Annotated in this window: 12 protein-coding genes and 1 pseudogene; 8 read left to right on the forward strand and 5 right to left on the reverse strand. The window is 42.3% G+C overall.

The genetic code is table 11. From position 1 onward, the window contains the following. Positions 1-133 precede the first annotated feature (133 nt). From AC0VYA_RS04355 to AC0VYA_RS04370, 4 genes and pseudogenes are all read left to right on the forward strand, one after another. Positions 134-910: pseudogene (locus AC0VYA_RS04355) on the forward strand (CmcJ/NvfI family oxidoreductase). A 345-nt stretch (positions 911-1,255) separates the two neighbouring features. Further along, positions 1,256-2,524, forward strand: a complete 1,269-nt coding sequence (locus AC0VYA_RS04360) for a DNA/RNA non-specific endonuclease (RefSeq protein ID WP_475490185.1) — start codon at positions 1,256-1,258, stop codon at positions 2,522-2,524. A gap of 271 nt (positions 2,525-2,795) precedes the next feature. Further along, positions 2,796-3,773 carry a helix-turn-helix transcriptional regulator gene (locus AC0VYA_RS04365; protein ID WP_475490186.1) on the forward strand — a complete coding sequence of 326 codons (978 nt, stop codon included), beginning with the start codon at positions 2,796-2,798 and terminating at the stop codon, positions 3,771-3,773. A gap of 63 nt (positions 3,774-3,836) precedes the next feature. Next, complete coding sequence (locus AC0VYA_RS04370) at positions 3,837-4,406, forward strand: hypothetical protein (protein WP_475490187.1); 570 nt, start codon at positions 3,837-3,839, stop codon at positions 4,404-4,406. A gap of 212 nt (positions 4,407-4,618) precedes the next feature. Here AC0VYA_RS04370 and AC0VYA_RS04375 read toward each other — a convergent pair whose 3' ends face one another. Both AC0VYA_RS04375 and AC0VYA_RS04380 read right to left on the reverse strand, forming a co-directional pair. After that, complete coding sequence (locus tag AC0VYA_RS04375; protein ID WP_475490188.1) at positions 4,619-5,068, reverse strand: hypothetical protein; 450 nt, start codon at positions 5,066-5,068, stop codon at positions 4,619-4,621. A gap of 59 nt (positions 5,069-5,127) precedes the next feature. Continuing rightward, positions 5,128-6,063, reverse strand: a complete 936-nt coding sequence (locus AC0VYA_RS04380) for a hypothetical protein (protein WP_475490189.1) — start codon at positions 6,061-6,063, stop codon at positions 5,128-5,130. A gap of 379 nt (positions 6,064-6,442) precedes the next feature. Here AC0VYA_RS04380 and minC point away from each other — a divergent pair, with 379 nt between their 5' ends. The 3 genes from minC to minE all read left to right on the forward strand — a co-directional run bounded on the left by minC (position 6,443) and on the right by minE (position 8,334). Beyond that, positions 6,443-7,174, forward strand: a complete 732-nt coding sequence (minC, locus tag AC0VYA_RS04385) for a septum site-determining protein MinC (RefSeq protein ID WP_011573811.1) — start codon at positions 6,443-6,445, stop codon at positions 7,172-7,174. Positions 7,175-7,273: 99 nt separating this feature from the next. Beyond that, positions 7,274-8,083: a septum site-determining protein MinD gene (minD, locus tag AC0VYA_RS04390; RefSeq protein ID WP_006990634.1), complete on the forward strand. Its 810-nt coding sequence runs from the start codon at positions 7,274-7,276 to the stop codon at positions 8,081-8,083. After that, positions 8,083-8,334, forward strand: coding sequence for a cell division topological specificity factor MinE (minE, locus tag AC0VYA_RS04395; RefSeq protein ID WP_475490190.1), 252 nt, complete (start codon positions 8,083-8,085; stop codon positions 8,332-8,334). The genes minD and minE overlap by 1 nt, the downstream gene beginning before the upstream one ends. A gap of 156 nt (positions 8,335-8,490) precedes the next feature. Here minE and AC0VYA_RS04400 read toward each other — a convergent pair whose 3' ends face one another. After that, positions 8,491-8,928 carry a GNAT family N-acetyltransferase gene (locus tag AC0VYA_RS04400; RefSeq protein ID WP_475490191.1) on the reverse strand — a complete coding sequence of 146 codons (438 nt, stop codon included), beginning with the start codon at positions 8,926-8,928 and terminating at the stop codon, positions 8,491-8,493. An 85-nt stretch (positions 8,929-9,013) separates the two neighbouring features. Beyond that, positions 9,014-9,868 carry a M90 family metallopeptidase gene (locus AC0VYA_RS04405; RefSeq protein WP_475490192.1) on the reverse strand — a complete coding sequence of 285 codons (855 nt, stop codon included), beginning with the start codon at positions 9,866-9,868 and terminating at the stop codon, positions 9,014-9,016. Between the two features lie 263 nt (positions 9,869-10,131). On the opposite strand from AC0VYA_RS04405, the gene AC0VYA_RS04410 reads away from it, so the two are divergent. After that, positions 10,132-11,889: a CocE/NonD family hydrolase gene (locus AC0VYA_RS04410; RefSeq protein WP_475490193.1), complete on the forward strand. Its 1,758-nt coding sequence runs from the start codon at positions 10,132-10,134 to the stop codon at positions 11,887-11,889. A 439-nt stretch (positions 11,890-12,328) separates the two neighbouring features. Here the strand turns inward: AC0VYA_RS04410 and AC0VYA_RS04415 are convergent, their stop codons facing one another. Continuing rightward, entirely contained in the window at positions 12,329-13,810 is a 1,482-nt protein-coding gene (locus AC0VYA_RS04415) for an FG-GAP repeat domain-containing protein (protein WP_475490194.1), read from the reverse strand. Positions 13,811-13,868 lie beyond the last annotated feature (58 nt).

Below are 13,868 nucleotides of genomic sequence, written 5' to 3' on the forward strand. Positions count from 1 at the left end.
CATTTAAAGATTCTGTTTATACGCGCTTGCTGTTTATCCCGGCCGCTTAACTCCTTATATTTCGCAGCCTATGATATAGGAAAATATTTAAGCAAATGACTGACCTGATTTCGATCGATTGAGGAGGGTGACTATGACGACGGCAAGGGTTAATTATCACGTTAGACGTGATGTGCCTCAGGCTTTCCAATTTGATGTTGATGGTATTGTTGGCAATATTATTTCACCCGAGCTAACGCCAGCCAATGTAATGGTTCGTGATGTGCGCAGCCAAGCGAACGCGGTCAATTTTTCACAAGATGGCATTGTGTTTGTTGAGGCGAATACTCAGGTGAAGGATTTTGAACAGGGTGATAGTTGGAAAGACCTTTACGAGCCAGAGCTGAGCAGCTTACTTAAGCATACTATTGGTGCAAAAGAGGTGGTGATTTTTGATCATACAGTGCGCGTTGATGACCCAAACGCTACCCGCAGACCCGCGCGTAATGTGCATAATGATTACAGCGAGGCGGGCGTTAATAGACGTTTGGTTGACATAGTGGGGGCAGGGCGCGCCAAAGAATTTCAACAAGGGCATTATGGCTTTGTGAATGTGTGGCGCTCCGTTGCGCAACCGATAATGTCATCGCCACTGGGCTTTATTCGCCCAAGCTCTATGCAGTTAGATGACTGAATGAACATCGAGTTGATTTACCCTGACCGCACTGGGCAAATATTAGGGGTGGCCGAAAACCCTGAGCATGAGTGGTTTTATCAATCACACATGAGACCCGATGAAGCGATTATATTCAATATATATGATAACCAAGGGCGGCCACATTTAGCGCACAGCGCACTGGATATGAAAGAGGACCGGAACGTGAATGTCCCCCGTAAGAGCATTGAAACACGCACCTTAATTAAATATTGATTATTGCTCTTTAATGCCCTCTCATACGTCTTGACGTCGTTAAGTTGCTCAGTACAAAAGAATAGATCCCCCATCAAAGTGCACAGATTAACGCCCCGGCATTGGTGAGTTATTAAAGGGCATACAAATTTACCAGAATCCTTTGTTTTTGTAGCCTCTCCCTTTTTAGCTCTTCACCTTTCAGTTTTTCGTTTTTTACCTCTGGCTCTTCAACTTAGCTTCATATTTGTTTCATCGTAAAGTGAGATCCTTTACTAACCTTAGTCATGAACATATCTGAGGTATCACTACAGAGTTGGTATTACGCAGTCTTCTCTTCATTCATTTTTGGAAGGAGTTTTGCTGATGAGCGCTTACGATCCCGCTTTTCTTGATGGCTTTCTTTTACCCTTGCCAAGCTTTGCCCCGCACCTTGATGAAAACATCGTGCGAGATGATGATTTAACTGAGCATTGTGTGGCTGATTATGTGCACTATTCATTGGTCATGAACGGAGCGCCAGAAAGGCGCTCCGCTGTTTACGTGGCACTTAACGTTGATCAGAATAAACACAAGCAAACCAGTCGCAGTAATCGCTGGCGCGTTGACAGCCGTATTGGCAGTGATTTTCAGTTAGATAATGCCTATTATCGCAATAACGACTGGGATCGCGGCCATATGGCAAGGCGCACCACTGCCGCGTGGGGTGATAACGCAATTGATGCCCAGCGCGCGTCTAACGAAACGTTTTACTACACAAATGCGTGCCTGCAGCATGCCAATCTAAATCAAGATGAATGGTTAGGACTTGAAGACTGGGTGTACGGTTTAGACTTAGATAAAGACGGTAAGATCAGCTCGTTCTCTGGCCCTTTTTATGCAGATTATGATCGTAGTGTGCACCCAAGTGGCCATGCGTTGGCATTAGTGCCTGCGGGCTTTTTCAAAATCGTGTGCTTTGTCAATCAGGCGAATGAATTGGAGGTGCGCGCGTTTGTCATGTTTCAAGACGAAAAAGCCTTAGCGGACAAATCTGGGCGCAAAAAATACAATAACCAAACTTATCAAACCACAGTCACTTACATTGAAGAGCTGACAGGATTGCAATTCGAGCCAGAGGTTTACCACGCTAACCCTATGACCCATTGCGATTCGAGCACTCATACCCGCGGGCCGAACAGTGTTAATGGTGAGCCAATTTTAACGCCTGAGCTGATTGAAGTGGCCAAGCCAAGTGATATTCAAAACACGTCAGGGCCTAGGCAAACGGTAAAAGACGACGTGGTGGATATATTTATCAGTGCTGCCATGGTTAACCCTAAAGACAGCGACAAGGGCAATGAGTGGATAGGGCTGATTAATCTTGGCGCGGATGCGATTGACCTAACAGGCTGGAGCCTGTCTGACAATCAAGACAACGCTGTTGCGGTAGGGCAAGTCACGTTAAAGCCGGGTGAGTCAACAGTGGTAAAACAGCTCGGTAAAATTCGACTAGCGAATACAGGTGACGTGATCAAGCTGCATGATGACCAGAAAAACAGAATTGACTGGGTAAACTACACCGAAAAAATGGTCAAACCCGGCGTACCTGTACTGTTTTTATCCCCCAGAGATACCCTCGAATTAGATGTGTGAAGCCAAGGCGTAACTAGTGCGTTTGGCGCCATACACTAGGTCTCGATTTTTAAAGCGTGTAGATTTTGTTTATATCATTGCGTTTCTTTTGACTTTAAGCGCTTTAACTACATCAGTCGATACAGATTTTAGCCAGTATTGTCAGTTGAACATGTTGAAACCGCCTCGCTATAGTCTTCCGTATAAAAAATTATACCTACATTGATTGCTAGCGACGTAATGTGTCGCAAATTTGTTCTACTATCCTTTGCAGATCAAAGGGAGGAACGAAGTGCCAGCGGCTAAGAAAGATTCATTACTACGTATACTGACAATGATGCGCCTGATCCCTGTCTACCCTAAATGGACATCGGCTAAATCATTATTTATCAAACTGATGGATGAAGGTTTTGTTGTATCGAAGCGAACAGTTGAGCGGGACTTAAATACGTTTTCAACACTCATTGGGTTAGTGTCAGGTGAGTCACCAGAGGGTTACAAATGGTCTTATTCACAGCATTCCGACTTTAATTACTTACCAGCACTATCTCCGGAAGAGGCGATATCTCTGAAGTTAGTTCAGAAACATCTTTGCCAGCATCTTCCTCTGCACCTTTTTAATGCCCTAACTTCTTTGTTTCACAAATCAGATAAGACCCTTGAATCTAATCAAATCTATAAAACATGGCTGGATAAAGTAGCTATTGTGCCTCCGGGTATTGCTGTCAGACCACATGAGGTGGCTTCTGATATTACAGATACGCTCTATCGCGGCTTACTTGAAAACAAAAAAGTTAGTTTTCAGTATAAAAACAGTAAGCGCACCTCGGTGGTAAAATTGTTAGGACTTATCGTTCGAGACAATAAATTAGTGTTTGCTTGTCAATATGAGGGGTATGAAGACACGCGAATGATCTTGGCCCACAGAGTGCGAAGTGCAACGCTATTGAACGAGCACTACGACAACCAATTTGATCTGCCTAAGTATGTTGAGTCCGGGGAAGTAGGTGGTGGGCTATCGGTGGGAGTAATAAAACTCAAGCTAGAGGTTAAAGGCTATGTACTTCGGCTGTTGAAAGAGTCAATTATCGGTGAAAACCAACAGATAACCGAGCTAGACACAATTTGGAGCAAGGTAACGGTTGAAGTAACTCACACTAGAGAGCTCGAGCATTGGTTACAAGGTTATATTCAGGATATAAAAATTGTCGGCCCTGAAGTAGTTAAGTGTAGTGTTTATAAAACACTAAAAGAAGCGATTTTCTATTAACATAGAAGTATTAATAGTTACCATTTAATTACTCCGTAAACTAATAAATTAGGATTGAAATATATGAAATTTTGTTTAGGTGAAGAGGTCAGAAAAATATCAAATAAGGCGATAAATCAGACTGGGAAAAGTCTTTGGGAGCTTCCAGAGTACTATTTAACCGTGAAACTAGCTGAAGCTATTAAAAGAAATAAGCTAGCTTTTGATTTAGAAAAAAGCACTTCTAAATTGGAATCGGAGCTTGGGATAAAATTACCAAATGATTCGAGGGCTGGGCGTATAGATCTCGTTATACAAAGTCCTATCAATAAATCTATATTGACTTTAGTTGAAATAAAAGTAAGGCTCGGATTTAGATCTGTAATTAAAGATGTGGTTCGGTTAGCTGATTTTGCAGTGTTAGCTAAGAAAAAGTCACTAAAAGATAGTTATCTTATTGTCGTAACGAGAGCAACTGAGAGTACCATAAAAAAACGATGGAAACTTTTTCAAAAAGAGTTAGATAGTAGATTTGAAGAACATAGTGTAAAAATAAAACCTCATGTAGTAATCCCTATAGCTGAATATAAGAATTCTGAAAAGGCAAGTTATCGTGATGAACATGTCGTAGTCTGGCGTATTAGAAGTTTATAACGCGAATTCAACCCCGAAAGACGCTGTACTTAATTTAGTGTGCCTGCTTATCGCAACATACTCTAATCAGAATTAAGGATAGGCAGATGTAAATGAACAAAAAACAACTAGAAGCTTTCGCTAAATTAAGCAGCTCGGCGGAGCTTATAACAGATTCGAAATTTTAGTTTAAGATCTGGTCGGTAGCCCTACGACTTATCTAATTCTCACAGTCAAGTCTCATCAAATTCAACAATGCTACAAACAGTTTCGATTAGTATTGATATATTCGACAGTATTTTTTCACGCAATATATTAAATTCTTGCAGTGAAATTTCAGTAATTTTTTTCGCATGAATAGCACTTTTTTCGATCTCTCGCATAGTAAACAAGTTCTCGATTTCATCCTCGATATTAAGTTCATCGCCCAATGTTAAAAAGTTTTCATATAGCTCTTCTCTATCTAATTCATTTTCTTTCCAAGCCTCATTTGAGCTAATGCATTCCTCAATCTGACTTTCAAAAAAGTAAAATATTTCCTCTAATATGTCATCCCACTGATTTAACAAATCATCTAATCTAGCTGATTCAAGGCATTCTCCCCTAAGCCACTGATGTAGATGTTTTATTTTCTGTTGAGTGGTTGATGTTTGCTTTCGTAAAGAACTTAATGGTGATGGCATAGCGATTTGCTCTTGAAAATTGTAAGTTTTTATAAACAGTAACAGTAAATATAAAAGATTTAGTCAAAATTAAATTGAATCAATTTTTCCAATGCTTGCTCTCTTGATATGTAATCAGAATCTGGCACTGGAATTTCTCGAATCGCGTGTATTATTTTTTTCAATATTATTTTGTTACTTGAAAAGCGCAGTCCAAGGTAATAGAGAAGAAACAAACGCACTTTTATCAAGTTATGCGGTTGGTTGGCTAACTTTAAATGTAATATTGCATGAGTAGCAAGATAGCGTTGCCAAGCCATCATATGCGAGCAAAAGCTAGGAGCATCGAAAATAGCTAATATCGGTTTGACCAGCATCACTGAATGAGGTTTAAATTGCATTAGCAATTCAGTGGCAAAGTATAACGCTAGTGGAAATTGCTCGAATGCGGGGTGAGAGGGTATGACATCTTCATTAGTGCCAACTAGTAGAAAAATTTTTGCCGTGGTTTCTTGTTGAATTTTGGGTGCTTGAGTTTCATTTCTGAAGTATTTTTTATCCATATGAGTTTTAAAATGATTCGAAATTTCTTTTATATATCGTTCGCACTCGTGTAAGAGTTGCTGTAAGCCGCCATTTTTAGGGGAAATCTGAGAGTTGAAATTAAATTTACTTAGAAAATGACGTAGTACTGGAAAAGCCCATAGTAAGTCGTCTTCGGCTAAGCGATTTAACGCGATACTATGTTGGGTTAAAAGGTTCTGCCCACAGTTCATCTCTTCTTTGGAAAGAGGGGTGTTTATGCTTTTTTTGTAAAGTAACCAAGGAAGCAATTCACAGTCACTTTTGTATTCAAGGAGATAAGGTAAACCTAAATCTTGGTAAAAAGTAAACTCTGGCAACATATGAGCATTGAAAGCTGAAGTGTCTCGTAGATTTTCATCTAAGCTCCCTATTTCGAAGGTTCCTGATTCCCAAGTTTCACACGCAGATGTTTCAATACAATAACCACACATATTAAGTTCCTTTCAATTTACAATGGAGCTATCTTATTACCTCCCTACGACAAAACGTGTCGCGTTCAATATCCTATGATCCGGCTGAGACATTAATATTTTATCGGTTGGTGTTACCGAATTGATACGAAACCGGGTTGGTTCGCGCATAATGCGTGCTAAAAAGCCCTTAAATCTATGACTTTAGCCATTTCGGCATAAATCTTTCATTCTTCTTGTAGTTTCATTTCCGGATGTTAATTCTATTTGTTAAAGTGGCGTCCAGTTTTTGTACTTGTTAGCTATTTTTCGCTGTCTTTTAGTTATTTTACTGAGTAACTAGGGAATTCACAGATTGCGACAGGTGCGTTGGTTCTTATTCGTAGGTTAAGGTTGCCCAATGGCAAAAGTGTGTTTTCAGATGAAAGGCACTGCGTTTACAGCAGTGGTGATGGATCTTCAGGCGTATTCCGCGGACTTATTTCGTGCGCAGCTAAAGCAAAAAATTGATACCGCTCCACAGTTTTTCAATGCGTCTCCTTTGGTGCTCAACTTAGCTTCATTCGAAGGTCAGCTTGAAGATGAGCAACTTGAACATATTGTTGCCGTGTGCCGTGAGGAAGGATTACAACCGATCGCATGTAGAGGCGCTACGCCCGAATTGCGCTACACCGTAATGGGGTTGGGGCTTGCGTCACTGCCAGCAGCCAAGACCAGAAGTACTGAGATCCCAGCTGAACCTGTGCAAGCGAAAGTGAAGCAGGTTGAGCCAGAACAAACCGTTGCCGAGCCGGCTCCGGTCGTTCGCCCAAGTAAGGTGATCACTAAACCGGTGCGCTCTGGTCAGCAGGTGTACGCAGAAGGTTGCGATTTAATCGTGATGGCGGCAGTCAGTGAAGGGGCTGAAGTATTGGCCGATGGACATATACACGTTTATGGCCCTTTACGAGGCCGCGCATTGGCTGGTGTGAAGGGTGATACAAATGCACGGGTTTTTTGTCGACAGATGGAAGCTGAGCTGGTTTCGATTGCTGGCTACTTTGTGATGAATGAAAAATTACGTGAGCTGTGCTGGAAAGAACCGGCACATGCATTTTTAGAGGGTGAATCCATACAGGTTGCAGTGATTTAACGGGCATTTCGTGTGAGCTAAGCGAGAACAAAGCGAGAAACACGTGTCGTCGATAAACTCAATCAGTGGGTTGGCTAAAACAGTTAGTGAGGGAATGTAGTGGCTAAAATTATAGTGGTAACGTCCGGTAAAGGTGGCGTAGGGAAAACAACAACCAGCGCAGCGATAGCAACAGGCTTAGCGATGCGTGGCTTTAAAACCGTGGTAATCGATTTTGATGTGGGCTTGCGAAACCTAGACTTGATCATGGGTTGTGAGCGCCGTGTGGTGTATGACTTTGTAAACGTCATCAAAAAAGAAGCCACATTGAATCAAGCGCTGATCAAAGACAAACGCACCCCAGGTTTGTTTATTTTGCCAGCGTCGCAAACGCGGGACAAAGACGCTCTGTCGATGGAAGGTGTGCAAACCGTGTTAGAGAACCTAGCCAAAGACTTTGAGTACATCATATGTGACTCACCAGCAGGGATTGAGCAGGGCGCGCAAATGGCCTTGTACTTCGCGGATGAAGCGATTGTGGTAACGAACCCTGAAGTATCATCGGTGCGAGATTCAGATCGCATTATCGGTATTTTGCAAAGCAAATCACTTAAAGCAGAGCAGGGCGGAACGGTCAAAGAGCACTTGCTGCTTACCCGATATAACCCAGAACGTGTTGCCTCAGCAGAAATGCTCAGTGTAGCGGATGTTGAAGATATTCTGGCCGTACCTTTGCTTGGCGTTATTCCTGAGTCTGAAGCGGTATTAAAAGCATCTAACCAAGGTGCACCGGTTATTTTAGATCAAGAATCAGAAGCGGGTCAGGCTTATCTCGATGCTGTGTCACGGTTGCTTGGCGAAGACGTCAAACACCGTTTCCTTGAAGTACAGAAAAAAGGATTCTTGAAGCGATTACTAGGAGGTAAATAGTGAGCATTTTCAATTACTTTTTAAAGAAAGAGAAAAAGAGTTCAGCATCACTGGCCAAAGAGCGTTTACAAATTATTGTGGCGCACGAGCGCAGTAAGCGTCAACAGCCCGACTACTTACCCTTGATGCAAAAAGAGATCATGGACGTTATTCGTAAATACGTGAACATAGACGAAGAGCAAGTGACTGTTCAGCTAGACAACAATGAAGATTGTTCTGTCTTGGAGTTGAACATTACCTTGCCAGAGTAATTGTTCAAGACCGCTTCAGATATCGCGCGTGATCGTAAGAGATACTTATGGTCACGCTCTTTTGATTCTTCCTGCAGCTTTGATGTTTTTTGCGCCTGTTTCACTTCTTGCTAGCTACCACTTTGCTTTCTAGATCACCTACCCAAGGGCAACTTCCTATAAGTTGATGATGGCAAGCATGTCATCGTCGTCTTCATCCATCCCGACTTCGGTAAAGCCAAAGCTTTGGTAAAACGACTTTGCCACAGGATTGTCAGGGTTATAGCAAATCTCTATTTCTTGTAAACCCGTTGTTTGCTTTATTTCATGTAGCGCAAGCTCCATAGCAACTCGGCCAATACCGTTTTTTTGATACTGCTCGTCTACCATAAAGCGCCAAATAGATATTTTACGAGGACTTTCAGCGACCCACATAAAAAAGCCCACGGGCGTGCTACCTTGGTATATGCCTCGACAGGTATAGCCTGTATGGTATTTTGATTCCAGCAGTGACCAGCTATTATCAGCCACATATTCTTGTTGCCCTTCGCTTACCGCTAGATCACTTACCTCTTCAAAATTAGCTTTAGTTACTGGCCTTAGGTTTATATTCACTTCATTCCTTTGCTCTTAAGTCTTATACATAGAAACGTTATTGTGCGGTCGAATAGGCCATTTTTAATTTAAAAGGACGTATGTTTTACGACTGTTTCAATTCCCGCCACTCCAATGGGTTAAGCAGGTAACACTGCTTGAACTGTTCATACAGTTTCGGGTGGTGGCGTTGCAGTTGATGCGGCTTTTCAAAGAAGGTTTCTGTCACAACAGCGAAAAATTCGGCCGGGGAGGTTGCGCCATAACTGTCAATCACATCGTTATCGCCATTGGCCAATTTTTGTTGTTGCACGGCGAATTCAGCGCCTAACACCTGTGACCATTTTTGGTATTGTTCGGCTGTAGGTAATAATGGCAAGCCGTCCATGGCGGCATTTTCTTCATCTAATTTGTGGGCGAATTCATGCATCACTACGTTGTGCCCATCACGGCTATCAAGGGCGCCTTGTAGCACGTGCTCCCAAGCGAGAACAATTGGCCCGCGATGCCAAGACTCACCCGCGCGAGTGCTGGTGGAGGTGACCTGCAATAGGCCATCATGTTGGGTGCTGCTAGCCACATAAGTGTCGGGGTAAACCAAAATCGTCCGAAAACCTGGGTAGTAATCACCCGGGCGATTGAGCAATAAGGTGCATGCTTGTGCAGCGATTAATACGCGCACCGTATCGGTGACGTCGAATTCACCTCGGCCAATGATGTCTTTTTCATCTAAAAAAACTTGCATGTGGCCAACGAGCTTACGCTGCAGTTCGTTAGGCAGGCGTGAATACAATGGGTATTGGTTTTTTAAAATCTGCAGATATTCAGGTGCTAACGGTTTAGCATTTAATACAGCGCGCCGCGCTTCTTTGCGTTTTAGCTTGCGCTTGTCGAAATAAAACCAGCCCAGCATGATCACTATCGGCAGGCTGAGTAAACAATAAATGAGTGTTTGGCGCATAAAGGCTCTTTGGGTGTTTCTACATAAGTGGTTAGCTTATCAAGTAATGTTTTACTGGACTTGAGAAGTTGTCATTTACTGCAAAAAACTGCCTTGAGTCGGATTTTAGAGTCATTAGGTTTTCTTGTATTTCTGATGTTATTCGGTTTTTCTAGGCTAATTAAAATAATTAGTCGAAGTTTACCTAAAACAATAGCGGAAAAACCCCAGTGATTGCTCCTTAATATTGGACCTTAATAAAAAATATAACTTGTGAGGATTTTATGAGATTTCGTAACCTAATTTTTGGCCTGCTAGTGACGCTAGGATCAACGTCAGTGGCGCAGTCGCAAAGCTTTGCAGAATATAACGATGACTTCCCTGAAACGGTTAAAGCTATGTACCACATCCCAGTCGCTATGCGAGATGGAATTGAACTCGCAACCGATGTTTATCTTCCAAAAGAAACGGGAAATTTCCCAACACTTTTGATACGAGATATATATACCAATGGCTCTGCAGCTGGGAGGCAAAAGTACGCTAAATTTGCCACCTCTAACGGTTATGCGCTTGTCTTTCAGTCTGTTCGTGGTAGGTATGATTCGGATGGAAAATGGTATCCCTACTTTCAGGAAATAAATGATGGTGACGACACTCTTAGTTGGATCGCAAAGCAAACCTGGTCTGACGGTAAAGTTGGCATGTTTGGGTCCTCGTACTTAGCTTCGGTCCAATGGCTTGCTGCCGTGAATCGCAACCCCGCATTAGTGGCAATAGCACCAGCCGTAAGCCCTGGGAATTACTATCGCGATGTAGCATATCCCGGGGGGGCATTTTCGTTACTCTCACGTGCTAGTTGGGGAATAGGGCTAGTTGGTAGCAAAACAAATATGTCGTTTCCGATCGATTGGGTAAGTGAAATTAAGCATCTGCCACTTAATACTTTGGCTGAAAGTATCGGTTTCAACGTTAAGCATTTTCAGGATTGGATTGATCATCCATCTGATGATGCGTATTGGAAACCATTGAATTTAGAAGCGCGAGCTAATGAAATGGCAGTACCCGCGATGAATATTGGCGGGTGGTACGACGTTTTCTTGCGAAGCACTATTGGTAGCTATAAAACAATGACTGAAGAGGCTGCAACTGAAACCGCGAGAAATGGACAACGTCTTATCATTGGACCTTGGCCTCATGGATGGAACCAGAAAACGAAAATTGGTGACATGCAGCTAGGTGATAATTCCCTTATAGATGCACCAGATATGTTGCTTGAATGGTTCAACTATTGGATGAAAAGCGACGCTAAGCCAAATAGTTTAAATGAGAGCGACGCGCCAGTTAGAATTTATGTTATGGGAGAAAACGTGTGGCGGGATGAACAGGAATGGCCTTTAGCGAGAACTACGTATCGTCCATTCTATATGCATGCTGACAATTCACTTTCTGAAGAGGCCTCAGCTGCTAAGTCAGCCAGTATGAAATATGACTATGATCCAGCTGACCCTGTGCCGACGTTAGGCGGAAATATTATGTCAGCAAAATTACGCGGACCTTTTGACCAAAAGCCACTAGATGGGCGGAAAGATATCCTGAGATTTGTAACCGAACCCGTTACGCAAGCAACAGAAATTACAGGCCCGATTAGTGCTGAAATATATGCTTCAAGCAGTGCTCCTGATACTGACTTTATGGCAAAGTTAATTGTTGTTAAACCTGATGGCAGCGCTCTTAATCTTGTCGATGGCGTTATTCGTGCTCGTTACAGAGAAGGTTTTGATAAGCCTCAGTTGATCGAGCCAGGTAAGGTATACAAGTACAATATTGATATGTGGGCAACCAGTTATAAGTTATCTCCTGGTGACCGTATAAGAATTGATATTACTAGCAGTAATTTTCCAAGATTGGCTAGAAACTTAAATACAGGAGCCGGTTTTGCCAAGAGTTCTGAAATGAAAATTGCTAATCAAACAATCCATATGAGTAAAAAGTATCCGTCAAAAATAGTGCTTCCAATCATTCCTACAGAAAGTGTGAAATAAAGTAGGTCTGTGATGTGTGAGTGGGCCAAAGAACCACTCGCACTCCTTTGTATTGCTAGTGAGTGTCCAGATAAATTTCAATAGATATAGCCCATTCTTGAAGTCGTAGACGTCAATAGTCATCGCAGTAAGTTTTATACAATGAACACATCGAAAAGATGTTGCCGACACTCCGGGGATTCTAAAACTGTTTAGCTGTGTAGTTATATGAGGGACTGGTGCTTAAACACGAGATATAAATAATATATGTCTCAGGGTATGCTTGCCGCTTTAGCGATATATAACATTGTCAAAAAAGTTATTAGGCAAGTGAATTGAAGCAATATTACCTCAATATGTAGACCGCAAATGTATAACTCCTTATGAATAAATGAGCGGGCTGAGTCTGATGAAAAAGCAGCAAACTTCATAATACAGTTATGAAGTTTGCACTTAGAGGTTATTTAGAATTAGAAGTAGCAGGCCTATGCACCATTAACGCTTTATTGGCTAGAGTTCTGATATCTTTGACCTCTACACTTAGTTTTTCATTTCCCATAAAATTCACTTCAACCGTAATGGGTTGTAAGCTTGGCAAGGTAAAATATACCGGTCTAGCGCTTTGCGCGTTGTATCCGCCCCCTGTTGATACAATTCTGGAGCCTAGTATTTTACCTTTTGCATCAAAGAACTTAACGATAGCGCCTTGTTGGGTATAGTTACCTTGATTATCCAATACAAGAACTGAAATGCTTTTAGCTCTTGTTGCTGCATCCATTTCGTTTCTAAAAACAAAATGTCCGCCGACAGCCCCGTAACCATCAGTGACTGAAAGATCTAAGTCGCCGTCGTTGTCAAAATCAACCCATTCCACTCCATGATCGCCAGCTGAAGTTAATTCTGGATACCTATTATCTACTTCAAATTTTGTACCTGTATTACGATAAAGTTTGCCGTAGGGCTCTGATTTTCCATTGATTTTGTGATACCCAACCGCGATTAAATCGAGGTATCCATCGTTATCATAATCACCCCAAGCGGCGGCAACTGTATGATCTGGATCGACAACGCCCATCGATTTTCCTACCTCAGAAAAACTACCATCGCCGTTATTTTTATACAGTAGGTTATCTCCATAGGTGGTGACATACAGGTCTATATAACCGTCGTTATTGTAGTCGCCTAAAGCACAACCTACGCCGCCTTCCGAATAAAGACGTTGCGTTTCATCCATGCCAAGGTCAGGCGCTATATCAACAAACTTATCAATATCGTTTCTACCAACCGTATCGCTGTCACCTGACTGATTGGCTAAGAAAAAGTCCAGATCACCATCATTATCAATATCAAACCAACAAGCCCCGACAGTTCTTCTGGAATCATATACGCCTGATGCATACCCTAGCGGTTTGAATACGCCATTTTCGTTTTGCAAAAGTTGGTTTGCCCCAGTACGGTTGGCTGCATAGAGGTCAGAGTCTCCGTCATTATCGTAATCAATCCAGTTTGACTGGCGGCTAATACGGCCTGGGATAGCTAGTCCGATGGACTCAGCGACTTCCACAAACGCTTTTCCATTATCATTTCTAAAAACATAGCTCCGACTTGGTATTGGCATCTCATTTGAGCCTCCTAATATATCCAAGTCCCCATCGTTATCGTAATCCCCCCATGACACACCACGTATTTGATCACCTTTAATCGGGAGCCCTAATACTTTGCCGACACTTACAAAAATACCGTCATCATTGCGATAAAGTCGAACTTCTCCGCCCTTTATAGAGACTAATAAATCGAGATCCCCGTCTTTGTCGTAATCGCCCCAGGCATTAGAAACTGAGCCTGGAGTATTAAAGGTCTCAGTTTGAATTGACGTAAACTTTGTCGGTGATGCTATAGCACTAACACATACGAGAGAGCATACCGCAGCAATTGTATGCATCTTAAAATATCTAGTTTTTGACATTAAATTTCCCCTATCGACCATCTAACTTGTTTGT

The sequence above is a fragment of the Paraglaciecola sp. QJM3NY_14 genome (assembly GCF_056173245.1).